The following is a 22,765-nucleotide window of genomic DNA, read 5'->3' as shown; positions in this document are numbered from 1 at the left end:
CCTATGCACCAGAATCTGGAGAACCGTTCCGTTGACGGGCGGGTCAAAAAATTTAGCAGTCAGGCGGTGGGAATGGCCCGGAACCGGGTTTTTCTACAGCCTCGTTATGTGCTAAGGAGACCTTGTGGCTGAATCGCCCTGGTACGACAAATTTGCCCCGCTGTACGACGTTGGCACGCTCGGAGACTTCTTCTACCGAAAACCGCGTGAAGCCGCCATTGACCAATTAGATTTGGAAGCCGGCTGCCATATAGTGGATGTTTTTTGTGGCACCGGAGTAGATCTTCCAACACTTGTCCGGCAAGTCGAGAGGGAGGGGGCAGTGTTGGCGATAGACGGTTCCAAAGAAATGCTTGAGCAGGCCAGGAACCGCGCTGCGAAGCATAATATAGATAGGAACGTCGAGTTTCTTCAAGCCGACTTTTCAAAGACCAGCGGTATCGGAATAGTCGAACGTGCTATTACTGAGAAGCAACCCCGACATGTGTTCTTTTCGCTGGGGCTTACGTGTCTGGAGAATTGGTGGGAATTCTGTTCGCGTATCTTTGATGCATCACCTTCGGGAACGCGCTTTGCGATCATGGACGTTTATAGCGACCGCTTAACTTTGGGGGCGCGTTTTATAAACTGGATTGGGGCGGCGGACTGCCGCCGTACCGTATGGGGGGTTCTTGAAGAACGGTGCGAGTCGTTTTCATGGCAAGAGTTTCGCCCCTTTAAAATACTTGGCGTTTCAGTGGTTGTCGCAAGTGGGACGAAGCCATAAGCACATAACCAGCGGCTGTACGGCGACCGGCTTAATAGGGAATCAGGACAAGGGAATCAGGACAGGCATTAGCAAAGAAGAGAGCTTCATCCGGTGACCTCGTTTGTTGGCGAAAGCAGGGAATTCAGTTCAAACGGCGGGAATTAGCTTTTGACGACAGGTTTGGTATCAAACCGGCGAATTTTGAAGAATTTGGCCCGCATCGGTCCCCTGGCGGCAGCCAGTAGGGGGTAAATTAAGGTGGAACGGCCCCGGTCAGGCTGCCGATCGTCGCCGGTCCAGGTAGGCCCGTCGGTTGTCGTGATACCGGTCTTCGAACTCGGTGGCTTCGACAAGCCATTCCTCGTTACTCAGTCCGAGTCTTTTCAGGATGGGCGGTTGGTGTTCCGGTATGTGGCCGCGCTTGCTTGGATTAATGATTCGCCCGGTGTAATCCACCAGTTCCAGATAGTCGTTCAGTGAGAACAGGATGCCTCGTTGTGGCTCGTTTCTGACAGCCTCTTCGAAATCGAGTAGTGGTTTGAGAGGCAGGGGGAACTGCTTCAGGAAGAGCTGCTCGCTTTGTGACTGTATCGCTTCTGACAGATTGAATCTGGGGGCGATGCGTTCCTGGATGCTGGTATGGTCGGATGTTTCCGGTGTTTCTGCCATGGCCGCTCGAACCGGGTTCAGGTCCACATAGGCCATGCAGCTGATTAGGGATTGTTCCGAAAGCAGTGCCTGGGACTTGAACCGTGACTCCCAGAAGTGCCCAGTGCATTCATCCTCCCGGTTCGCCTCCCTGGCGATCGATTCGTTCAGGCATTTCATGAACCAGCTCAGGTCGGTCAGCCTTTGTCGGTACACGCCGATGATTCGCTTTACGAACCGCCTTTCCGCCTCGTGCAGATCTTCTCCTGACCGGTAACGCTGCACCAAAGGTGGCCCCTTGAAGAGGGTGGTCCAGCGTTCCAGGATCTCATCATCGCTCCAGTCGTCAGCCTGCCCCGGGCAAAGCTTCACCACCAAGTGGTAGTGGTTGGACATCACGGCATAGGCGCAGAGATCGATGGTGAAGATGGATGACAGCAATCGGATCCGCTGCTCAATCCACTGGCGCCGGTGTTCGTAGCTTTGCCCGGTCTGGTGGTCTATTCCGCACAGGAAAGTCCGGCGGACGCAGCGGGAAACAATGTGATAGTAAGGTGTGTCTGCGATGGAAATCTGTTGTTCTCTGGGGCGGGGCATGCTGACCCTTAGCAATAGTAATGGCTTCCTTCAGGTATCGAACCACTATTGGTCGGCTTCAGCAAGAGTCGTTTTTGGATGCGGTTGGTGCGATTGACTGAAAACACTGTCCATGAGCCAATACATTTAATCAATGTCTGTTGTCGGGGTGCCTGCACTGGTGCTGCCACGCCGTAAAACCAGGGCACTACTAGTTGGGCGAGCCATCAACCAGGGAGTTTTACAGAATGTATGTACCGAGCCACTTCAAGGAAGACGATATCGGCAAGCTTCAGCACTATATTCGGGACTACGGATTTGGTTTGCTGATCTTAGCGGATGATGACGGAATTGAAGCGAACCATGTTCCCTTTTATTTGAGTCCTGGAGAGGACGGTTCTTTGGGGCACCTTCAGTGCCACCTGGCTCGGGGCAATCCAGCCTGGCAGCGCCTGCGCGATGGGGCTCGGGTTCTTGCGGTTTTTCAGGGACCAGATGCTTACATTTCACCTTCCTGGTACGAAACGAAGGCAGAAACGGGCCGGGTTGTTCCAACATGGAATTATCTGGCTGTCCATGCAGAAGGCAGTGCCCGGATTATCGAGGACCCGGCCTGGTTGAAGCGTCATCTCCATCGGCTGACAGACCAGCACGAGTCGGGTATGAGCACTCCCTGGTCTGTAGATGATGCGCCGACTGACTTCACCGAACGGTTGGTGCAGGCTATTGTCGGCGTGGAGATCAAGATTGATTCTCTCACAGGTAAGCTGAAAGCAAGTCAGAATCAGCCGGAGCGAAACCGGGCGGGCGTCAAGGCTGGCCTTGACGCTGAAGAAGGAGCGCATAGCCGTGCCATGTCCAGATTCATCAGCTAGCCAACCATAAAGAAGACAGGCGCCGGCAAAGGTAAAGACAACAGAATGCTGAAGAAACGGGCGCCATTCAATCCACCGTGGCTGACTTCAGTGACTCATCGACTTGTCGGCCCCGGCCAATGACGCCTTGTCAGCTCGCCAGGGTGTGCCGTTGCAGGTGGGATAGTTTTTACAGTCGGGAAGACATCCCCGGCACGGTAAGCGGTGAGATGCCAATGGCGAACTGGAAGAGGAATGATGAGACATGGGAGACCTGTTGCTCGGGTGTGGGAAGTAGTACGATCAGCCTGGCATTTCGGACGCCTGGGCACCGGAAAATAACAAGAAGCGAGGGTCAAGCAGGGTGCAGAGAACCTGGGAGCCCCTGCATTCCTTGCTCAAGGTCCGGTACTGGAAAACTGATGACCGCTTCTTCCTCGTTTAACTGCCGTTGAAAGACAGCGTGTCTACCAGTGTCCGGCCATGGAGGACGGCGCCGCTGAAGTCATCCACGGGCATATCGGTGAGGGCAAACGCGATAGCGCTGGCAGCCTGCTCAGGTGTCAGGCAGTCACCGGCATCCAACCGTTCGGTCAGCCATGAGGCGTGGGGAAGCTTGAGTGCTGAGGCTTTTGCGATGTGGTCGCGAATACCCGGGGTGTCCACCAGGTCAGGCTGGAACAGGCTGCCGATAAATCGCGGCTCAATCGTGCGGACGTTCCATCCCGTCAGATATTTGGAGTTTCGAGCTACAAATCTTCCAGACATTGGCCTCGGCCGGACATTTCTCGTTATTCTCCCGGTACTGATAATGGACCTCCGGCGCTTTCAGCTGGCCACTCTCTAACGAAAAGGCGGTGATTTTATGACCTCTCAGGAACGCCAGGTAGTGCTGCTGGACGGGGGCATGGGCCAGGAGCTTCGTCGGCGTAGTCGCTATCCTGCGTCGCCCCTGTGGTCTGCTCAGGTCATGCTGGATGAGCCGGATCTGGTGACGGCCGTCCATCGCGAGTTCATCGATGCCGGGGCCCGGGTGATCACGGCCAATACGTACAGTGCAACACCGCAGCGCCTGATGCGCGACGGCGACCCGGGGTTGTTCGATTCACTTCACGCCGCCGCACTGAAGGCCGCCGGCAAGGCTCGCAGTGACAGCGGGCAGGATGTAGGTATTGCTGGCTGCCTGCCGCCACTGGTGGCGAGTTTTCGCCCCGATCTCGTGCCCGACGACGCGACTTGCCTGCGCAACTATCGCCGAATGGCGGAGGCTCAGGCCGCAAGTGTCGATCTTTTCATCTGCGAGACCATGTCCCTTGTCCGCGAGGCGCGTATGGCGACCCTCGCGGCGGCGGAGAGCAAGCTGCCGGTGTGGACGTCCTTCACCGTGGACGATAACGACGGCAGGCGGCTCAGGTCCGGCGAGCTGTTGGCCGACGCAGCCCGGGAGATGGTTGCCGCCGGGGCCGAGCGGATACTGGTCAACTGCGCAGTGCCCGAGGCAGTAACCACTGCAATGGGTGAGCTTGCCGGACTCGGTATGCCGTTCGGCGGCTACGCCAACGGATTCGCGTCCGTGGCCGAACTCCAGCCGGGCGGTACGGTGGATGTACTGGAGTCGCGTTCGGATCTCGGCCCTGCTGCCTATGCCGAGCATGCGCTTCGGTGGGTAGAGCAGGGCGCATCCATCGTGGGTGGCTGCTGCGAAGTTGGCCCGGCCCATATCGCCGTTCTGGCTGACCGATTGACCTCGGCGGGTTGCCGTCTGGTGTCTTTCTGATACAGGTCCGGAGCCAACGCATATTCCTTTTCTGATTGCCTGTCGGGCATGCCCTGGTTGACGCCGGCGGGCCGCCCGGCCCCGCGAATCAGAAATACGCTCTGCTGCCCGCACGTGACTATCCTTCAGCTTTTGCGATTTCGAGCAGTTCCACTTCAAATATCAACGCAGCATTCGGTTCAACATATTCCCCTGCCCCTTCCTCCCCGTAAGCAAGGTCGGCAGGAATATACAATTCCCATTTCGAGCCCTCTGACATCAGCTGGAGTGCCTCCCCCCAGCCTTCGATAAGCTTTTTAACCTTCACGGTATAGGGTTCGTTGCGCTGGTAAGTGCTATCAAATTCAGTGCCGTCGACAAAGCTGCCTCGGTAATGCACTGTCACTGTATCGTCTTCTGTCGGGGTATACCCGCCATCACCTTCGGTGATCACTCTGTATTGCAAGCCACTCTCGGTAACGACGATGCCTTCCTTACCGGCATTCTCTGAAAGGAAGTTCTCGCTTTCCGCTTTATTCTTTTCGCCAGCCGCAGCCCGTTCTGCCTCTTTCTTCTTTTCGTGGATTTCCATATAGATATCTATCGTCGCGGCGATTTCTCCGGCAGACATTTTCGCCTCGCCGTTATCAAACACATCCTCCATCGCTGCAGCCATTATATCGACATTCAATTCAACGCCTTCTGCTTTGAATTTATTCGCCAAATCAGCTCCATAGGCATAGCTGTAACGATCGGTCAGGTCTTCGAATTCATGCCCGGTTTCATCCGCCGCTGTTTCCTGTTCTGCTGAGCTTGCCGATCGGGACTGTTCACTATAGGTTCCCATGAACACGGCGCCCATCATCAGTATCGTGGCAGCACTCATATATTTTTTCATGTGATCTCCTCTGACCATCAATAAAGACAAATGCCAGCCAATAAAAAACCCCAACCGTACAGGTTGAGGTTTTTAACAACTTCAGCTAAAAGGGATTAATTGACCAACCAACGTTCAGAATACTCACGCATTACGTCACCAACTGCGCCGCCATCGCCAGTTGTCGGTGCAAAGTGAGTACCAGAGGTCAGCTCCTGAGTGTACCTGGTTGAGTTATTTCTGCAGTTTCGGCCGTTAGACGGTAATGCTGGCGCCAGAACGTCGCCGGTACTGAAGATACAAACAACATCAGTGTCGCTGGAGACCGGACGGTCAATGCGCGTGGTGAAAACGGTGTCAGGCTGAACGGCGATGACACAGTCCGCATCAAGACGATTCGCGGCGTTGAAAGAACCACCGCCACCCTGTGAGTGGCCGGACGTGCAGACTTTCGGGTCTGAACCGACAATGTTGCTGTAACGGCTTTTCGCCTGATTGACAGCACTTGCCACATCTCTGCCACTGCCGGACTGAGAGGTTGTGGCAGCGGCTACCAGGATACACTGCTCTGCGACTGACTCGAGCAGGCCACTGTAAACGGTTACTGAGCCGCCAGTACCGTTACCCCAGCCCAGAATGTTGTAATTGCCGTCACCACCGCTTGGTACGAAAAATCTGGCGCCGGATCCTCTTTCCGTGTCGACGCTGCAAGCGCCGCCACCGCCACCACCGATGGCCAATGCTGAACCTGACATAAAGAGTCCTGACACTAAAGCTGCGGAAATACCCGCAAGTTTCAGTTTATTTGAAATCTTCATATAGAACCTCTTTTTATAAGTTATGTTGATAATTACGAACTGTAACTCAACCTTCCATAAGTAAGGATTCAAATTACAACTATGAAAACGTACTTGATCAACACCCGCGCTCAGACAAAAACGAAGTCCTCGCGACAGGTTGTGAAAGAGTGTAAAAGACAGGTTTTTATTCTGCTATCACACGAAATACACAAAAAATGGTTCAGTGGAAGGTCAAAAATTGACCAGCGATCGGGGTCACAAGTTAGTCAAGGACGTCATGGGTGCGCCCGGATACCATGCTCGGATTGGCGGCGATGAATCTGTGTTGTTACTCGACGGGATCGGGAACAGCGAAGATCTGGTCAGCATGACCGCAAGGCAGTTTTCGCTTCCCGGAAAACCAGTTTGTGTTTCAGGTCGTAATCCCCTCCACACGAAAGGTTTTAATACCTTCAACATACTCAAATGCAAGCGGAGACGTTATAGCCGCTGATAGGAGAGAGACCATGTCCAGTCCGGAACACAAGCAAAAGATCTGGAATCTCATCAAGGACATCAAGACCGGCATGCTGACAACGCGCCACGGCGAAGAGCTTCGGTCACGGCCCATGGTCCTGGTACAGGACGAGTACGACGGAACCTTGTGGTTCTACACCGACCTGGAGTCTGAAAAAGTGTTCGAACTTGAGAGCGACAACGATGTCTGCCTGTCGTTCTCTGATCCGGATAACCATATCTACGTGTCGCTCACCGGTGTCGGCCGCGCCATCCAGGACAAGACTCTGGTCGACAAGTACTGGAATCCGTTCGTTGCGGCCTGGTTTCCTGAAGGCAAGGACTCACCCAATGTAGGCATGGTGGAAATCAAGGTCGAGAAGGGCGAGCACTGGAACAGCGACAGTAGCAAGATGCTGAAAAGCGCCAAAACCGTCAAGGCAAAGATCAAGGGTGAGCAGCCAGACCTCGGCGAGCACGAGAAGTTCGGTGTAAACGAGTAGGTCCTGGCTAGCCACGTGGCGCAGCCAAAACCAGCGTCCAGTAGGGTTTGCCGCTTTCGTCCCGGTCCACACCCGCGCCGAACTCCTCATAATCCGTAGACATGATGTTGGCGCAGTGGCCCGGGCTGTCGAGCCAGGCGGCGACCACTGAGGCGGCGTCCCGCTGGCCGGCGGCTACGTTCTCGGCCCAGGCTCTTGCCTCATATCCCGCTTCGCCGAGTCGGTCAGCGAGGACTTTGCCTTCGCTTCCCTCGTGGCTCATCTGGCCCATATTCGCCATATCTTCGCTGTGTGCCTGCGCTGCGGCGCCCAGGCGAGCGTCCCAGGTGACCGGTGAAGCCTCGGCGTAACTGTCGCCGCCGCACTGGCGCGCCTGCGCCCTGGCCTCGGTCAGCAGTGATTCCCAGGTGTCGGCAGACAAGTGGGCATCGGTGCTTTCACCGGAAGCCATCGCCGGGGCCGCCGACAAGCTGATCAATCCCGCAAGGGCGAGACTGGCGAGTCGGTCCGTGGCGGCCGTTGTCGGTGTGTGGTTGCGGTATCGGAGACGTTTCAACATATCAACTATCGGATGCTTTGATACCCCGGGTGAGGACTCCCCGGGCGGCGAATGGAAAAGCGGCAAAGGTTTGGCCCCCGGCCCCGGTTCCACGGTCGACGGAGCGCGTACATGAGCATACCAGAAGGCCTGAAAAAAACGGCCACTTCCGGTGAAAGCGACCGATGAGATCACGACGTGAATAGATCTGTACTGCTGATGAAAAACCTGAGAGGTGAAGCCTTAACGAAAACCAAGCACGGAAAGAATCACCAGAACGATCACCACAGCACCGACGATGTAGACGATATTGTTCATTGTAACTCCTCCTCTTCATAAATCCGGAAAGCGGATTACGCCAACATCCGTTTGGCGTGTGATGTAACTCCCTGTACAGGCGTCTCCGTTGCCTCATCTGAATCCAGATTAGATTATCGGTCGGGTCTGGTCTGTTCGGTGGCGCACTATCGGTATCAAAGAAAGGAACTCTACCGAAAGGAAGCTGAAACCAGTCAGGTCTGGCGCTCAGAGTAAGTCTGGAACGACAGCCCTGTGGAGCCAAAGGGGGGAGGAGAACAAGGCGCGGACACCTGCGAAGCCCGCAGGCAGCCTGCGGGCAGGTGTTGCTTCGCCACCTGGTTTGGTTCAGGAAGTGCCACCGGCCGCTACCATGCCGCTACGCAGACCGTCTTTCTGAAGCGACTGGCGCACCACGTCCTCCGGGTTGCCGGCCATTTCCCGGAACATGCCCATGGAGCCGAGCAGGGCGGAGGATTCGTAGGGCACGAAGACGCGCTCGCCGTCTTTGGCCATGTTAGGCAGAACCTTGATGTAACTCTGGCCGAGCAGGTAGCCCACGACCGTACGTTTGTTTTCTTCGCTTTCGCCGATAGCGCTGAGCACCAGCTTGATGGACTCCTGTTCGCCCTGGGCGCGCAGGATCGCGGATTGCTTGTCACCTTCCGCGTTGAGGATCGCGGATTCGCGCTGGCCCTGCGCCATGGCAATGGCCGCGGTCTTCTCGCCTTCGGCTTCGGTGACGGTGGCCCGGCGTTTACGTTCGGCGGCCATCTGCAGGCGCATGGCCTCTTCCACTTCTTCCGGCATGTTGATGTCCTGGACCTCCACCCGGGTCAGCTTGACACCCCACTTGGAAGCGGCTTCTTCCATTTCCGCCTGGATAGCACTGTTGACCTCGGCGCGGGACTCGAACAGCTTATCGAGTTCCATCTTGCCGACCACGGACCGCAGGGTGGTCTTGGCCAGCACCTCCACGGCCTGGGACATATTGGCCACCTCGTACACGGCCCGGCGAGGGTCGATAATCTGGTAATAGAGCGCGCCATTGATCTTGACGGTGACGTTGTCTGTGGTGACGACAGGCTGCGCCGGAAAGTCCATAACGGTCTCGCGACGGTCAATACGGATCTCTTCACTGCTGGTGGCGTGGTATTCCTCGCCCATCTTGATATAGCGGATCATGGTGATGGCACGGGGCCGCTCGATAAAGGGGATGATAATGTTGATACCGCTTTCCAGGATCCGGTTGAAGGAGCCAAGGCGCTCGATGACCATGACTTCTGACTGTCGCACAATCACCAACCCCTTGCCGATGATGGTGATGCCAATGACGACGATGATCAGGCTCAGTATCAGGCCGGGTGTAAGCAGGCTTTCCATGTTCAGTGTTCCTTATGCGAATGATCGCGGTGAACGATAGCCGTGGTGCCATCGAATTGTTCGAAAATAACGTCGGTGCCCTCCGGCAGTTCGGTCTCACCGGTTTTTGCTACCCGCAGGCGGTAGACATCGCCGTTCACCTTGATACAGCTGGCGCCGTCAAAATCCCGTTTGAAGGTGCGGTAACGCCTGCCTTTTTCAACGCCGGTGCCGGTGGTGCCATAGTGTACCCCTCTGGGGGAGAACCAGGGGCGGATGTAGCGCACGGCCACGGGTACCAGCACACCCGATAGCAATCCCATGGCCACCAGTTGCCAATAAAAAGGCACGCCAAGGAAGGCGAGCAGGGCGGTGAGGGCAGCGGCAGCGCCCAGCGCAAGGAAGATCATGCCGGAAGCCGTCAGCTCTATCAGGCTGAGCACCAGTGCCAGGGCCAGCCACAGGTGGGTCAGAGTCCAATCCATCGCGAGTACCGCTGTATGAGATGAGGTTCCTGTTACGGCATTACGCCGCTTCTGGCAGGAGAGTACCAGCTTACCTGAGGAGTATCGATCCCGGGTCATCTGCAAACTGTTTGAATCCGCGCAGGAGACGTCCTAGGCTAAGAAGGTTACTTTTTGTCACGAGGGCGGCATGGTGATCAAGGTAAGCGGGCAAGTCGGGCATCAAAGGTTGGTCGTGGTGGCGCAGGGCAGGGATCCGCAGCTTGATTTCGCCGAAATGTTCACCGCGTGCCCCGAGTCTGCATGAAGACCCTGTCGAATACCGGTTTCGCCCTGTTAGGTGCGGCGCTTGTCGCGATCAGTTACGGCCTTGCGCGCTTCGCTTTCGGACTGTTCGTGCCCCCTATTCGCGACGAACTTGAAATGACAGCGTCGGTGATCGGCGTAATCGGCGCGCTGCCGCTGATCAGTTTTGTGCTGGCCATGCTGGTTGCGCCGTTTTCCGCCGATCGACTCGGGGCCCGCAATACAGCGGTACTCTCCGGTCTTTTTGGCGTTGGTGGCCTTGTGCTGATCAGCCAGGCTACGGGCCCGCTAACGCTCGGCGCGGGGGTGTTCGCTTGCGGCATCTGTACCGGTCTGATGATGCCCGCGCTCACGGCCGCCATGCAGGTGGTGGTGGATCGCTCGATGCACGGGCGCGTGAGCTCTATCATGAACGCCGGCACCAGCGTCGGTGTGGTCGTGGCCGTACCGACGATCCTGTTTCTGACTGGCGCCTGGCGTTTGGCTTACGTGTCTTTTGCCGTGCTGGCGGCCATCGGGGTCATTGCCGCCTGGACCTTCATCCCCGCCGTGTCGCGGGTCATTCCGTCGAACGCGGCGCCGCCCGAGCCGATCAGCGCGCGGCAATGGTGGCGTCTGTCCCGGCTCTCGCTGTTCGCGTTTGCAATGGGCTTCATTTCCGCGGCCTATTGGATTTTCGCTCCCGATCTGGCCGTCAATCTCGGTGCCCTGTCCTCCGGCGAAACCGGATGGCTGTGGCTGGCGGTCGGCATCGCCGGCCTCGGCGGTGCTGCGGTGAGCGATCTGGCCGATCACAACAACCCGGCCATCACGCACGCACTGATGCTGGTAATGATGGCCGCGAGCCTGGCATTACTTGCTGCCAGCCCCGATCAGATACTGATTGCGGGCTTTTCCGCGTTGGTATTCGGCCTTTCCTACATGAGTCTGACAGGGCTGTACCTGATGACCGGCATCCGCCTGTTGCCGGGTCGACTGTCGATGGGGCCGGTGCTGCCATTTCTAGCTTGCGCGCTCGGACAGGCGGCTGGCTCCCCGGTCGTGGGCTTGCTGGTCGAAGAGTTCGGTTATGCGGACGCGTTTTCCATATTCTGTGTGTTCGGCATCCTGGTGGCTATCGTGTCGCCATTTTATCCAAGCTATCTTGAGGACGAGTCTGAGCAGGGCGAGGGTGAAACCGGGCTCCAGGCCGCTTACGACAACCAGCTCACGGATGCGGGTGGCGAGCCACTCGGCAACGATGCGGAAACAGCCCAGACGCCGTAACAAGAATAAGGGGCGCGCGGCAAGGGCCACATGGAAAAGGGGGTTAGCCGACTGGCCTGATGTCCGGGGCAGAAATGGAATGCCCGCCCGATTGAGAAAACAGGGCGGGGATCAGAGCGCACTTTGAATGCGCAACTACATATAAACACCGCCGTTGACGTTAATCTGCTGGCCGGTGATGTAATCCCCGTCCGCAGCAACGAACACCACGGCCTTGGCGATTTCCTCAGGCCGGCCAAAGCGCGCCATGGGTACACGAGCCATTATTTTCTGGCGAATGTTCTCCGGAACCTGGGCAAGCATCTCGGTTTCGGTAAAGCCCGGGGCAATTGCGTTGACAGTGATGTTATGGCGGGCGGCCTCCAGGGCGAGCGTTTTTGTGAACGCGATTATGCCGCCTTTACTGGCCGCGTAATTGGCCTGGCCGAAGTTGCCTGCCTGCCCCACGAATGAGGTGATATTGACGATGCGGCCGTACTTCTGCTCCATCATGATCGGCAGTACTTCCGAGCAGGTGGCGTAGACACTACCCAGGTTGGTATCGAGAACGTCCTTCCAGTCTGCATCGGTAAGGTTTTTCATGGCCTTGTCGCGGGTTATGCCGGCGTTATTGACCAGTATGTCAATGTGCCCCCATTCCTGCTGGACCTTGCGGATCAACTCACGGCCGGCCTCCATCTGCGAAAGGTCAGCCTTGTAGGCCAGGGATCGTACACCCAGTTCTTCGAGTTCCTTGACGACGGTGTTGGCATCAGCTTCACGGGACACGTAATTGATGGCGACGTCAGCGCCGCGTTTGGCGAGTTGTATGGCAATTTCTTTGCCGATTCCACGGGAAGCCCCCGTGACAATGGCCGTTTTACCCTTGAGATCTTCCATGGCGGTTTCCCCTGTTCGTCATAGCCTTTGCGAAGGCTGTCCGGTTCTTGTTTTAAGGGTTGTGCCGTACTGCTCAGGTTTTTCCTGACCGACATATTTAAAGCTAGCAGAGCGTACGGAGCAATCAAGGGGGGGCGTTAGGAAAGCGGGTTGTGGGTGCTGTTCGGCCGTCAAGCCCACGCCGTCCCTGGCGCAGGCTGCTGGTCAGCTCACTTTGGTGGGCTTGCGGCTTCGCTGGCGCTGGGGGGATTTCTGCGTTGCCGGCTTGCGGCTTGTACGCCGGGTGGCGGCGATGGCCCTGGGCCTGGTTTTCTGTGGCGCTTCCGGCGCTGGTTGATTGCGCAGATAGGCGCCCGGGGCTGGCTCGATGACGGATAATTCTCCGTCTCCGGGTATTCTCGCCGGAACCTCTCCGCCTCCGAATTGCTCGGCCCACTTGACCCAGTCCGGCCACCAGGAGCCCTCGAATTGCTCCGCTCCGGTGAGCCATTCATCCGGTGACAATGTGGTATCTTCGTTGATCCGGTAGCCGTATTTGTGCTGGTAGGGCGGGTTGATGATGCCGGCGATGTGGCCTGAACCACCCAGCACAAAGCGAACCGGTCCGCCGAGATACTGTGATCCCTTGTAGCAGGACACCCAGGGGGCAATGTGGTCCTCAATGGCCGAGGCAAAATACGCGGGTACCTTCACCTCGGCAAGGTTGATCGGCGTGCCGTCAAGGGTGATGCCGCCAGGCTCACGCAGGCGGTTTTCCAGGTACATGTTGCGCAGGTAAAAGCTGTGCATGGCCCCTGGTAGCCGGGTGGTGTCCGAATTCCAGTAAAGCAGGTCGAACGGTGGTGTATCGCGGCCCAGCAGGTAGTTGTTGATATAAAAGGACCAGATCAGACTGTTGGGACGCAGCATGTTGAAAGAGGCGGCCATGGACGTGCCATCAAGATACCCCTGTTTCTTCATGGCTTTTTCCAGCTTCTTGATCTGGTCGTCATCGATAAAGACTTCCAGGTCGCCCACTTCGGAAAAGTCCAGCAGACTGTTGAAGAAGGTGGCACTTTTGACCCGGTCGTCACCGCGGGCAGCCAGCCAGGACAGTGTGCAGCCCAGCAGAGTGCCGCCAATGCAGTAGCCGACGGTATTGACCTCACTCTCGCCGGTGGCCTGCTTGATGGCATCCAGAGCCTCCACCGGGCCCTCGAGCATGTAGTCCTCGAATCCCTTGTCGATGTGCTCCTTGCCCGGGTTAACCCAGGAAATCACGAAGACCGTGTGGCCTTTCTCGACCCAGTAGCGGATGAACGACTTTTTCGCCCCCAGGTCGAGGATGTAGTACTTGTTGATCCAGGGCGGCACCACCAGAAGCGGCCGTCGATGCACCGTTTCGGTCGTTGGCCGGTACTGGATAAGCTGCATCAGGTCATTCTGGTAGACGACCTCACCCGGCGTGTCCGCCAGGTTCTTGCCGACTTCGAAGACGTCCGGATCCGACATCCGGAAGAAAATATGGCCATCGGCCTCGTCGATATCCCTCAGGAAGTTGGCCAGGCCACGCACCAGATTGCGCCCCCGGCTGTCCACTGTTGTGCGCAGGACTTCCGGATTGGTCAGCACAAAATTGCTCGGTGACAGTGCACTGGTTACCTGGCTGGTGAAGAAGCGGACTTTGTGGCGGTCGTGCTCGTCAAGGCCGCGAACATCGTCGATGGTGTCTTTGATCCACCGGTCCGACATCAGGTAGGCGTGCTTGAGGAAGTTGAAGTAAAGGGAGTTAGTCCAGGCATCATCCTTGAAGCGACCATCGCCCTTTTCCGGTACCGCAACCTGCATGGGCTCGCGGCTGATCAGGCCAATCACCGCGCCACCACTGAGAAGGACAGTGTTCTGCACCAGGCGCATCTGGGCGGTAATGATGGCGTCCGGCTGGGTGGCGAGTTTCATGGTGAAGCGGACAAAGGGTTTGGTCACACTCTTGAGGCTGACCGGATTGGGTCGACCCCCTTTCAATCGTCTCATCACTGAACGCGTTATCAGGCGGCTTCCGTGCACCCCGGCATCAACCAGGGATTTGCGTACAACATGAGGTTCCTGATCACTTTCGGAAAATTTCTTGGCGGGTTTCTTGGCCATAATAGAGGTTCTCCCCGGAGCACAACCGCTGCCAGGCGGAAGGGCTGTGAGACTGCGAACACAACATTCTCTTTTCGTTATCCGGCACGGGAACCTTCAGGTTCGCCGTGCCGGTGACTTTTCAAGAGGTCTGTATTCAACCTAGCAGAGGGGCCGGGTAGCAACAAGAAACCTGAGCCAGTTGCGACTCAGGCGTTGCGAATAAACGCCTGCAACCTGGGGGCGATCTCCTCGCGCCAGCGGCGGCCATTGAAGGTGCCGTAGTGGCCGACGCCGGGTTGCAGGTGGTGCACCCGGCGATCATCCGGAATATTGTTGCAGAGCTTGTGGGCTGCTTCGGTCTGGCCAGGGCTGGAGATATCATCTTTCTCGCCCTCGATGGTCATCAATGCCGTTTTGCGGATGGCTCCGGGGTTCACCAGCCTGTCATGGTGCCTGAAACAGCCCCTGGCCAGATGGAATTTCTGGAAGACACGTTCGATGGTGTCCAGGTAGTAGGCGTCCGGCAGGTCCATCACTGCCAGATATTCGTCATAGAAGTCCCGGTGGCGCGTAACTTCCTGAGCGTCATCATCGCGGATGGATTTGAACAGGCCACGGTAGGCATCGAGGTGACGATCAAAATTCATGTTGATGAAACCGGTCAGCTGTAAAAAGCCCGGGTAAACCCGGCGCATGGCGCCGGGATAGTTCAGCGGAACCGTGTGGATCAGGTTGCGCTTGAACCAGGAAAGCTTGTGCTTGCTGGCCAGTTCGCAGGGCTCGGTGGGGTCAACGCGGCCGTCCACCGGGCCACTCATCAGGGCCAGGGAGCGTGGTGCACAGGGATGATTGTCCTCGGCCATCAGGGCAGTGGCCGCCAACACCGGCACGACCGGCTGACAGACCGCGAGTACATGGGTGTCCGGGCCCAGGTGGTCAATAAAATCGATGACATAATCGATATAGTCATCAAGCCCGAAATTGCCTTCCTTGACGGGTACCATGCTGGCGTCACGCCAGTCCGTGATGTAGACATCATGACCCGGCAGCATGGCTTCCACCGTGCCCCTGAGCAGTGACGCAAAATGGCCCGACAATGGCGCTACAATCAGCAGTTTGGGGTCATCCGGACGATCAACATTGCGCTGGAAGTGTTTCAGCTGGCAGAAGGGCTTGCGCTTGACGATAGTCTCATTGACCAGAACCGTTTCGCCGTCGCAGACTGTTGTGTCGAGATTGAAGGCGGGCTTTGGATAGCGACGGGTCAGATCTTCAAACACATTAAGCGCCGAGGCAATACTGCGTGTTCCGGGAACTCTTGACCACGGGTTCATCCGATGGCGAAGCAGTTTGCTCTGGGCGCCCGCGATCATGCGGGCCGGGGTCAGCGCCTTGCGGCTCATTTCGTGAGCGAAATACATCATAATGCGCGTTATCCTGAGTGAGTTTGGTTGGTCCGTATCGGTGCCGCTACTCCACTCCGCTGGATACTGGCTCCCGGTCTCGGTGAGCCGGGTATTCTGGACGATGGAGCCTATCATACGCGTGTTTATTGATCAGCGCGAAAGAGCCGGGGACATCAGGGGCGGGTCAGGGCAAAACTGAGAAGCCATCGACTGCCGCGTTCGATTCTGGACACCCGATGCTGGTAAAGGTCCGGCCGGAACACTATGAGTCGCCCGAACAGGTTGAACAGGTTTTTTTCGCAGATGAATTCGCCGCCAGCCCCGGGTTTGACCAGTACGCAATTGAGTTTGTACAGCCGGCCCCCGGATATCATGTCCACGTGAGGCACCACCTTGTGGCCCTCCGGGTAGCGGACCAGGTAAATGCTCAGGCGTTTACCATGGAACAGGATCCGGGTTTTTACGTTTGCTGTCGTCGCGTGCATGTTCACTCTTACGTCAGGCAGTTTCGCGTCAATTGTGCGCGACTGACCCTATAATGAACAATAGCTTTCCAGAACCAGATGCTGTGGTCGGGGCAGAATGCGACTGAACCACGCTGTTTTTCCTGATCCCGGCGCCGCCGGGCTGAGGGTTGAGAGAGGTCTCCGGCTTCCTGGTTCTGGCTTACAGGACAACCGAAAGGAGAACACGATGGGCAACAAGATCAAGGTGGAATCGCCACTGGTAATCCTCCACGGCGACGAGATGGCCCAGGTGGCTTTCGAGGAGCTCCTGAAGAACTTTGTTTCCTCGAAGCTGGATATCGAACTCAAGGAAATTGACCTGTCTGCCGAGAACCGGCTGGTTACCAATGGTCGAGCGGTGACCGAGTCCATTGAGGCACTCAAAAAGTACGGCGTGGGCATCAAGAACGCCGGTATTACGGTCAATCGCAGCCAGCTTGAGGAACTGCTCAGGAAGCACCCTGACATGGAGGGGACTTCCCTCGATCCCCTGGCCACCAAGTCGCCGAACGGGGCCATCCGCAAGGGCATTGGCGGCAACATCACCCGTGAGGACATCCAGTTCCGCAATATCCGGGTGAGGCGGCCAGAATGGATCGGTCGCGACATCGAGGTAATGACCATGGAAAACGGTGGCATCAAGGACAGTTTTAACGAACTCTCCCGTGCCACGGGTATCATCAAGCTTCTGTTCGTGGGCAGCAGTGGTGACCCGGAAGAGCTGCATCGCCGGGAGGTCAGTAAGGGTGATCCGCTGCTGCTTGCCACCAATGACACGGCGGACATCACCGACTGGGCGCACCAGTTTTTCCAGCGGGCCATTGACGAAAAAAGGGACATCTATCTGGGCCTGAAGGATACGGTGATACCCGGTTACGATGGCGCCATGCGTTCCACCATCGAGAGCGTCTATAAAAAGCACTATCAGGAAAAAGTGGAAGAACTCGGCCTCGGCTTCTACTACGAGCTGATTGACGCCCAGGCGGCGCGGATCGTGTCCAACCCGCCGGACCACGCCCTCTGGGGGGTGCCGGACAACACCACCGGTCGCAAACTCTTCAAGCTTGTCAACCAGCTCAAACTCCACGGCATTCCGCCGCGCAACGTGCATGTGTCCATCTCTCGCATGAGCGCTGGCGGTGGCGACCAGTACGGCAGCTTTAATGCCCCCGCGAGGGAAGACGGCATCGTGAAGGTGGTGGTGGATGGCGAGGAACGGCACGCCAGGCACGTCAAAAAAGGCGACCCCATGCTGCTTATGTCCAATGATCGTGAAGCGATCAAGGACTGGGTCAGCCAGGTATTCCGCGATGCATCACGTAAGGACAAGGAAGTCTATTTCGGCCTGAAACGGGAATACATGGAGTATGACGAAGTCTTCAGCAACGTGATCACCGAAGTGCGCCGGGAGCTGGCCAAACAGCACACCCCGCCGCCATCCTTCATGATCATGCGGCCTTCCAGCCAACTCAAGAAAATGATCACCGATCCGCCGCGGAATGCCCTGTATCCCTCCCAGAACCTGGACGGGGACATTTACTCCGACATTTCCGCCGCTCTGGGTGGAAGCCTGGCTACCGCCAGTTCGATCATCGAGAGCAAGGAAGGCACCATGCTTTTCGAGGCGCCTCACGGCACCGCCCATGATCTTTACCTGACCTACAAGGAGAGTGGCGGTAAAGAGGCCCACTTCAATCCTTCGGCCCTGGTCTACGCGCTGGGCAATGCGCTTGAGGCTCTCGCCGAGAGGGACGGCAACGAAGAACTGGCCGCGTATGCTGAAGCGCTCAAGCAGGCACTCAAGGACACCGTCGCTGATGGCATTATCACGGCGGATCTGAAGGGCAAGACCACCGATCCGGATGCTGAAAAAGTGGTGGATCTGTATGGGTTCATCGATGCGCTGCAGGCTCGGATCTGAAGAGGGGCGGGGACGTTTGACCATGTAACACAGCCAGGCAAGGGCAGGAATCGCAAGGAGTTAAAGGTCGATCTATCCTGACCTTTGCTCCTGGAGTGAGCTATTCCCTGCTGTCCAGCACCGCGCACATGGCGGCTTTCAGGTTTTCCGGGGCGCGGGTGTCTCCCTCGAGGGCTGCCTGCAGGTGGACACGAAACAGGCCATCCAGCAGAAAATAGGTGGTTTGGCCGTTGTCGTCGGGCCGGCCAAGCCGTGAAAGAAAGCGGACAACCATGGCAATCAGGTTGTCCTCGATTTCCCGGACCACGGGCCGGAAGGCCTCTTCAAACAGCGACTGTGAACGGATGTCATACCACAGGCGGTGCTTGTGGGCATCGTGTTCGATGGCCCAGGCGAAGGCGCCGGTTACCGCCTCGATGACCTCCGCACTGCTGTTGTGGCCGGCCATGGCCACATCGATCTGCCGCACGAACTGCTCCTTGTACAGGCGAACGCAGTAGGCGATCAGATCGATCTTGCCATCGAAATAATAGGTGAGCGCTCCCACGGAGCGCCCCGACAAGGTCGCTATGTCACGCAGACCCGTCCTCGCATAGCCCAGCTCGGAAAGAGCCATGATGGCATGGGAGGCGAGTTCATTTCTGGTATCGACCCGCTGCTTTGAGCGCTTTCGGGCATCCGCCTTTATCTTCTGGACCTTTTCAACGGTTGCCATCATCACTCCTGGTCGATTTTTGCCTGACTTTAACCCACGACTATCACCCCAACAAGGCATTCAGGAAGATTCTGGGAACCTTCAGAATCGAGGGCTGGTACTGGAACTCCGTGAGCAGTTTGCCCAGTACGTGCTGCTTCCGGTTGGACACAAACCAGGGTGGTTTCGGCAGCAGGGTAAAACCGAAGCTCATCAGGTTTCGCGGGAAGGGCCGGAAGGGCGCGTACACCACACAGCGTTCAACCTTGTCGAACATATAGGTGTTGTGGACGAAGCCGATGCCGCTCTGCACATCGTCCAGGGTGTGCTCGGGGAATGCACCCCAGGGGCACTGGGGCATCAGGAAACCGAGCCCTGTCCAGGCGTTGATGGCGATGGTGCCATAGCGCAGCTCTGCAATGATCGACTCGAAGGTATCGGTACCGATCTCACGGATGGTCGCCGGATGTATGATGATATTGGCACCCAGGGTGCCGTGCAGCTGGTCGTTGGCGTAGGCGACGGCCCTGCGCAGATACTCCGCCGGATCCTCTCCCGCAATGCGGTATGTGCTCATGGCGGGCGCAAACACTTCGTTGTTGCTGAACCAGGGCCTGGTTTCTCCTTCCGGTGACTCGGCGGATAATGGTTCAACCAGGCAGGCCTCGGTACCCGGGCGTTCGAACTTCAGGATGTTATCGCCCTGTTGCGAGAACCCGGTCATGCGGTCGGTGGCCCCCGGGTAATACAGCGGACGGGACGGCACCCTGGCCATGGTTTCCTGAACGCTGGTCATCAGCTTGTCCGACAGCGCCCAGTTCTCGGGAAGCACGAGCATCTGACAGGCCACGCAGTTGAAGCCGGAATTGTGCAGCTTCTGGGTGGCGATGTGCTCGGCCTGGAAGGCAATGTCGGCATCGCTCCAGGGGCCCGGAACCACAATAGTGGGGCAGACCGCACCCAGTTCGGAGGTGATCCTGCGGTTGTTGACCGGTGTGCCGGCGGCCTTGTTCTTTGCGGTCTCCTCGCCACCGCCCCAGACAATGGCGTCGTGGGAGGCGCCGGCGCCGGTAATGTGCAGCTCGTCGATATCCGGGTGATTGGTCAGATACTTGCCGACCTCCAGGCCACCCCGGACAATCCGCAGGGCGCCCGCGTCGATCAGCGGTTTGAAGGCATCCTTCAGGTAGACATCGAGATACTCGTTCACCGGGTTCATTTTCAGAATGGCCACCTGGTGCTCGGAAAACAGCTTCTGGAAGCAATCCAGGGGCGGGATGGCGGCGATATTGCCGGCGCCGAGAATCAGCGCAACCTTGCCTTCCCGCTCAGACAGGGGGATGTCATAGGCGCTTGCGGTGTGGGTCGCGAGATTGTCTTTGGTGACCTCTTTCTGCATCCAGACATCGGCGCGCACACCGGAGAGCAGCAGTCGGTCCCAGATCGAATGTGGGACGATACCGGCGATTACCTGACCGGTCACCGACTCCCGCAACGGGATGTCTTCCAGGAAGGCCTTGCCGTCCATTGATGAAAGGGTATGAATCAACTGGTTGCAGGCACCCATAACGGCGTAGGGTCCCGATATCCACTCCTCCCCGGCCAGTGGCGAGCCGGCCGGTATCTGTTTCTGCCGGGCTGCTTCTTCCGCCCAGGCGGGGGCGACCTTTATCAGGCGGTCGCGGACCTGGGAAAGCAGGGCGATGCGTTCCTGTGCGGAGGTCCGGGCCCACTTGAGGGCGTTGGTTTTCAGGTCGGCAACGGCCTGGTCCAGGGATTCAAAGGCCGAATCCGGCTTTGGTTGTGATTGTGTCGCGGTCATGGTTGTTCCTTAGCTGATCTTTGGTGAATGCGGGGTGGCGAGCATTGCGCAAGGCGCTGTTCAGGCGTCTTCCCTGATCAGGTCGGCGCACTTTTCGCCAATCACCATGCAGACAGCGTTGGTGTTGCCATTGATGATGCGCGGCATGACGGATGCGTCCGCCACCCGCAAACCCTTGACGCCATGCACCCGAAGCTGCGAATCCACGACTGACCGTTGGTCAGACCCCATTTTGCAGGTACCCACCGGGTGGTAGATGGTCTGGGTGTTATTACGAATATAGTCGCGGATGTCGTCATCCGTGTGGACGGACTCGCCCGGCATATATTCAGCGCCCCGGTACTCATCGAACGCCGGCGCGTTGAGAACATTGCGGGCGATCTTGAGCCCCTCGACCATAACCTCCAGGTCGTGATCATCCTTCAGGATCGCGGGATCAATGGCGGGCTTGGCGTGGGGATCCGATGACGTCAGCCTGATCGAGCCAACACTCTTGGTGCCCACAATGCCGGGCATCAGCGTAAAGCCGTGGCCCGCAGGGTTGCCGGCACCGTCGGCAATGAAATAGTTCGGGGCAAAGTGGAACTGCAGCTCCGGGGCAACGGCAGCCGGGTCCAGTTTCAGAAAGCCGCCCGCTTCCCCGATATTGGAGGTCAGCAGTCCCATGCCCTCCTTGAGCAGTTCGGCCTGTTCCGGGGTCTCCGCACCGGCCAGTGTTATCGGCTGTGTGCACTCATAGGCCACGGGTACCATGGCGTGGTCCTGAAGATTCTGGCCAACTCCCGGCAGGTCGTTGACCACTGTGATGCCATGGGCTTCCAGGTCGCTTCTGGCGCCGATGCCGGACAGCATCAGGATCTGCGGTGAGCCGATGGACCCGGCGGACAGGACAACCTCGCTACCGGCATGAACCTCATGCATTTCGTCGCCGGACTCGAAGCGGACGCCGGTACACTGGCCGTTTTCCATGATGAGGTTGTGCACCAGCGCTTCACCCTGAATGGTGACATTGCCGCGCTCCAGGGCAGGGTGGAGGTAGGCACCCGCCGCGGAGGCTCTCATACCGCCTTTCTGGGTGACCTGATAAAGACCAAAGCCCTCCTGGCTACCTGCGTTGAAATCCTCATTCAGCGGATAGCCCCGTTCGCCGGCGGCAGCCACCATCGCTTTGGACAGCGGGTTCGGGTCACGCTGGTCAATCACGCTCAGCGGGCCGCCAACGCCATGGTCAGGGCTTTCGCCGCGGGAGTTGTCTTCGCCACGAATGAAGTAGGGCAGCAGTTCAGCGTAGCTCCAGCCGGGATTATCCTGCGCCCAGGCGTTGTAACTGTTCGGATGGCCGCGCATGTAGATCATGGCGTTGATGGAACTGGAGCCGCCATAGACCTTGCCTCTGGGGATGTAAACGGTATTGCCGGCAAGCCCACTCTGGGGCACGGAAGTGTAGTCCCAGTCAAACGGTGTTTTGAACAGCTGCGGAAACGCAACGGGTACGTGGATCGCCTGGTGGCTGTCAGGCGGGCCAGCTTCGAGCACCAGGATGTTCTTCGAGGTGTCCTCGGCCAGCCGGGCGGCCAGGGCAGAGCCGGCCGAGCCGGCACCGATAATAACGTAGTCATATTTATCGGCTGATGACGCCCGCGCATGCCTGGCGCCCAGTACCATCGGCACCGAAGCCACCACGCCCAGTGCTGCTGCGGCCTTGATGAATCCTCTGCGTGACAGTCGCCCTGCTTCAAAATCTTCCTGAAGATGTGCTGACATCTTGTTGTTTTTGTTCTTCATATGCTTCTCCGACAACGCTTCCGGGCAGGCCCTGTCTGGTATTGGCAGTGCCCGCATTTATTGGAAATTACGGATGTACATAACAGGTGTTATGTACATCTGCTAACAACATAGCAGTGTTTTGTCGGATTACCAGAGGGTTGCTCAAAAAAA

General features: G+C 57.6%; 20 protein-coding genes. 6 read left to right on the top strand and 14 right to left on the bottom strand.

The genetic code is table 11. The annotated features are described in order from the left end of the window. Positions 1-124: 124 nt before the first annotated feature. A complete protein-coding gene (locus tag IE079_RS16550) occupies positions 125-766 on the top strand; it encodes a class I SAM-dependent methyltransferase (protein WP_189577957.1) in 642 nt (213 codons plus the stop codon). Between the two features lie 255 nt (positions 767-1,021). Here the strand turns inward: IE079_RS16550 and IE079_RS16545 are convergent, their stop codons facing one another. Beyond that, positions 1,022-1,993 carry a transposase gene (locus IE079_RS16545; protein ID WP_189577956.1) on the bottom strand — a complete coding sequence of 324 codons (972 nt, stop codon included), beginning with the start codon at positions 1,991-1,993 and terminating at the stop codon, positions 1,022-1,024. A gap of 227 nt (positions 1,994-2,220) precedes the next feature. Here IE079_RS16545 and IE079_RS16540 point away from each other — a divergent pair, with 227 nt between their 5' ends. Beyond that, a complete protein-coding gene (locus IE079_RS16540; RefSeq protein WP_189577955.1) occupies positions 2,221-2,847 on the top strand; it encodes an FMN-binding negative transcriptional regulator in 627 nt (208 codons plus the stop codon). A 420-nt stretch (positions 2,848-3,267) separates the two neighbouring features. Here the strand turns inward: IE079_RS16540 and IE079_RS16535 are convergent, their stop codons facing one another. Beyond that, a complete protein-coding gene (locus tag IE079_RS16535) occupies positions 3,268-3,594 on the bottom strand; it encodes a hypothetical protein (protein WP_189577954.1) in 327 nt (108 codons plus the stop codon). Positions 3,595-3,691: 97 nt separating this feature from the next. On the opposite strand from IE079_RS16535, the gene IE079_RS16530 reads away from it, so the two are divergent. After that, positions 3,692-4,603: a homocysteine S-methyltransferase family protein gene (locus IE079_RS16530; RefSeq protein WP_189577953.1), complete on the top strand. Its 912-nt coding sequence runs from the start codon at positions 3,692-3,694 to the stop codon at positions 4,601-4,603. A 118-nt stretch (positions 4,604-4,721) separates the two neighbouring features. Here the strand turns inward: IE079_RS16530 and bamJ are convergent, their stop codons facing one another. After that, positions 4,722-5,480, bottom strand: a complete 759-nt coding sequence (bamJ, locus tag IE079_RS16525) for a BamJ family beta-barrel-assembly machinery protein (RefSeq protein ID WP_189577952.1) — start codon at positions 5,478-5,480, stop codon at positions 4,722-4,724. A gap of 95 nt (positions 5,481-5,575) precedes the next feature. Beyond that, on the bottom strand, positions 5,576-6,277 hold the full coding sequence (locus IE079_RS16520; RefSeq protein ID WP_189577951.1) for a hypothetical protein: 702 nt from the start codon (positions 6,275-6,277) through the stop codon (positions 5,576-5,578). A 488-nt stretch (positions 6,278-6,765) separates the two neighbouring features. Between IE079_RS16520 and IE079_RS16515 the strand changes: the two genes are divergently transcribed. Continuing rightward, positions 6,766-7,257, top strand: a complete 492-nt coding sequence (locus tag IE079_RS16515; protein ID WP_189577950.1) for a pyridoxamine 5'-phosphate oxidase family protein — start codon at positions 6,766-6,768, stop codon at positions 7,255-7,257. A 7-nt stretch (positions 7,258-7,264) separates the two neighbouring features. Here the strand turns inward: IE079_RS16515 and IE079_RS16510 are convergent, their stop codons facing one another. The 3 genes from IE079_RS16510 to IE079_RS16500 all read right to left on the bottom strand — a co-directional run bounded on the left by IE079_RS16510 (position 7,265) and on the right by IE079_RS16500 (position 9,939). Next, the gene (locus IE079_RS16510) at positions 7,265-7,816 is read right to left on the bottom strand and encodes a CAP domain-containing protein (protein WP_189577949.1); all 552 of its coding nucleotides are present in this window, start codon (positions 7,814-7,816) and stop codon (positions 7,265-7,267) included. A gap of 624 nt (positions 7,817-8,440) precedes the next feature. Next, positions 8,441-9,475 carry an SPFH domain-containing protein gene (locus tag IE079_RS16505; protein WP_189577948.1) on the bottom strand — a complete coding sequence of 345 codons (1,035 nt, stop codon included), beginning with the start codon at positions 9,473-9,475 and terminating at the stop codon, positions 8,441-8,443. 2 nt (positions 9,476-9,477) lie between these two features. After that, entirely contained in the window at positions 9,478-9,939 is a 462-nt protein-coding gene (locus IE079_RS16500; protein WP_189577947.1) for an NfeD family protein, read from the bottom strand. A gap of 282 nt (positions 9,940-10,221) precedes the next feature. Here IE079_RS16500 and IE079_RS16495 point away from each other — a divergent pair, with 282 nt between their 5' ends. Further along, positions 10,222-11,490: an MFS transporter gene (locus tag IE079_RS16495; RefSeq protein ID WP_189577946.1), complete on the top strand. Its 1,269-nt coding sequence runs from the start codon at positions 10,222-10,224 to the stop codon at positions 11,488-11,490. A 135-nt stretch (positions 11,491-11,625) separates the two neighbouring features. On the opposite strand, the gene fabG is transcribed toward IE079_RS16495, so the two are convergent. The 4 genes from fabG to IE079_RS16475 all read right to left on the bottom strand — a co-directional run bounded on the left by fabG (position 11,626) and on the right by IE079_RS16475 (position 16,369). After that, positions 11,626-12,369 (bottom strand): 3-oxoacyl-[acyl-carrier-protein] reductase, encoded by a 744-nt coding sequence (fabG, locus tag IE079_RS16490; protein ID WP_189577945.1) that lies wholly within the window; start codon positions 12,367-12,369, stop codon positions 11,626-11,628. 204 nt (positions 12,370-12,573) lie between these two features. Beyond that, the gene (locus IE079_RS16485) at positions 12,574-14,382 is read right to left on the bottom strand and encodes a PHA/PHB synthase family protein (protein WP_265013657.1); all 1,809 of its coding nucleotides are present in this window, start codon (positions 14,380-14,382) and stop codon (positions 12,574-12,576) included. 302 nt (positions 14,383-14,684) lie between these two features. Beyond that, positions 14,685-15,902 (bottom strand): polyhydroxyalkanoate depolymerase, encoded by a 1,218-nt coding sequence (locus tag IE079_RS16480; RefSeq protein ID WP_189577943.1) that lies wholly within the window; start codon positions 15,900-15,902, stop codon positions 14,685-14,687. A gap of 155 nt (positions 15,903-16,057) precedes the next feature. Beyond that, a complete protein-coding gene (locus tag IE079_RS16475) occupies positions 16,058-16,369 on the bottom strand; it encodes a 2OG-Fe(II) oxygenase (RefSeq protein ID WP_189577942.1) in 312 nt (103 codons plus the stop codon). Positions 16,370-16,577: 208 nt separating this feature from the next. On the opposite strand from IE079_RS16475, the gene IE079_RS16470 reads away from it, so the two are divergent. Then, the gene (locus IE079_RS16470) at positions 16,578-18,311 is read left to right on the top strand and encodes an NADP-dependent isocitrate dehydrogenase (protein WP_189577941.1); all 1,734 of its coding nucleotides are present in this window, start codon (positions 16,578-16,580) and stop codon (positions 18,309-18,311) included. A gap of 100 nt (positions 18,312-18,411) precedes the next feature. On the opposite strand, the gene IE079_RS16465 is transcribed toward IE079_RS16470, so the two are convergent. Genes IE079_RS16465 through IE079_RS16455 form a run of 3 tightly spaced genes read right to left on the bottom strand, consistent with a single transcriptional unit; the run spans position 18,412 to position 22,612 of the window. After that, on the bottom strand, positions 18,412-19,026 hold the full coding sequence (locus IE079_RS16465) for a TetR/AcrR family transcriptional regulator (protein ID WP_189577940.1): 615 nt from the start codon (positions 19,024-19,026) through the stop codon (positions 18,412-18,414). A gap of 43 nt (positions 19,027-19,069) precedes the next feature. Beyond that, positions 19,070-20,827, bottom strand: a complete 1,758-nt coding sequence (locus tag IE079_RS16460) for an aldehyde dehydrogenase family protein (protein ID WP_189577939.1) — start codon at positions 20,825-20,827, stop codon at positions 19,070-19,072. Positions 20,828-20,887: 60 nt separating this feature from the next. Beyond that, complete coding sequence (locus IE079_RS16455; RefSeq protein WP_227712563.1) at positions 20,888-22,612, bottom strand: GMC family oxidoreductase N-terminal domain-containing protein; 1,725 nt, start codon at positions 22,610-22,612, stop codon at positions 20,888-20,890. Positions 22,613-22,765: the final 153 nt, after the last annotated feature.

Source organism: Marinobacter zhanjiangensis, assembly GCF_014651935.1.
Taxonomy (GTDB): domain Bacteria; phylum Pseudomonadota; class Gammaproteobacteria; order Pseudomonadales; family Oleiphilaceae; genus Marinobacter; species Marinobacter zhanjiangensis.
Note: the sequence above shows the minus strand (reverse complement) of the source record. Positions and strands in the feature narration are given on the sequence as shown.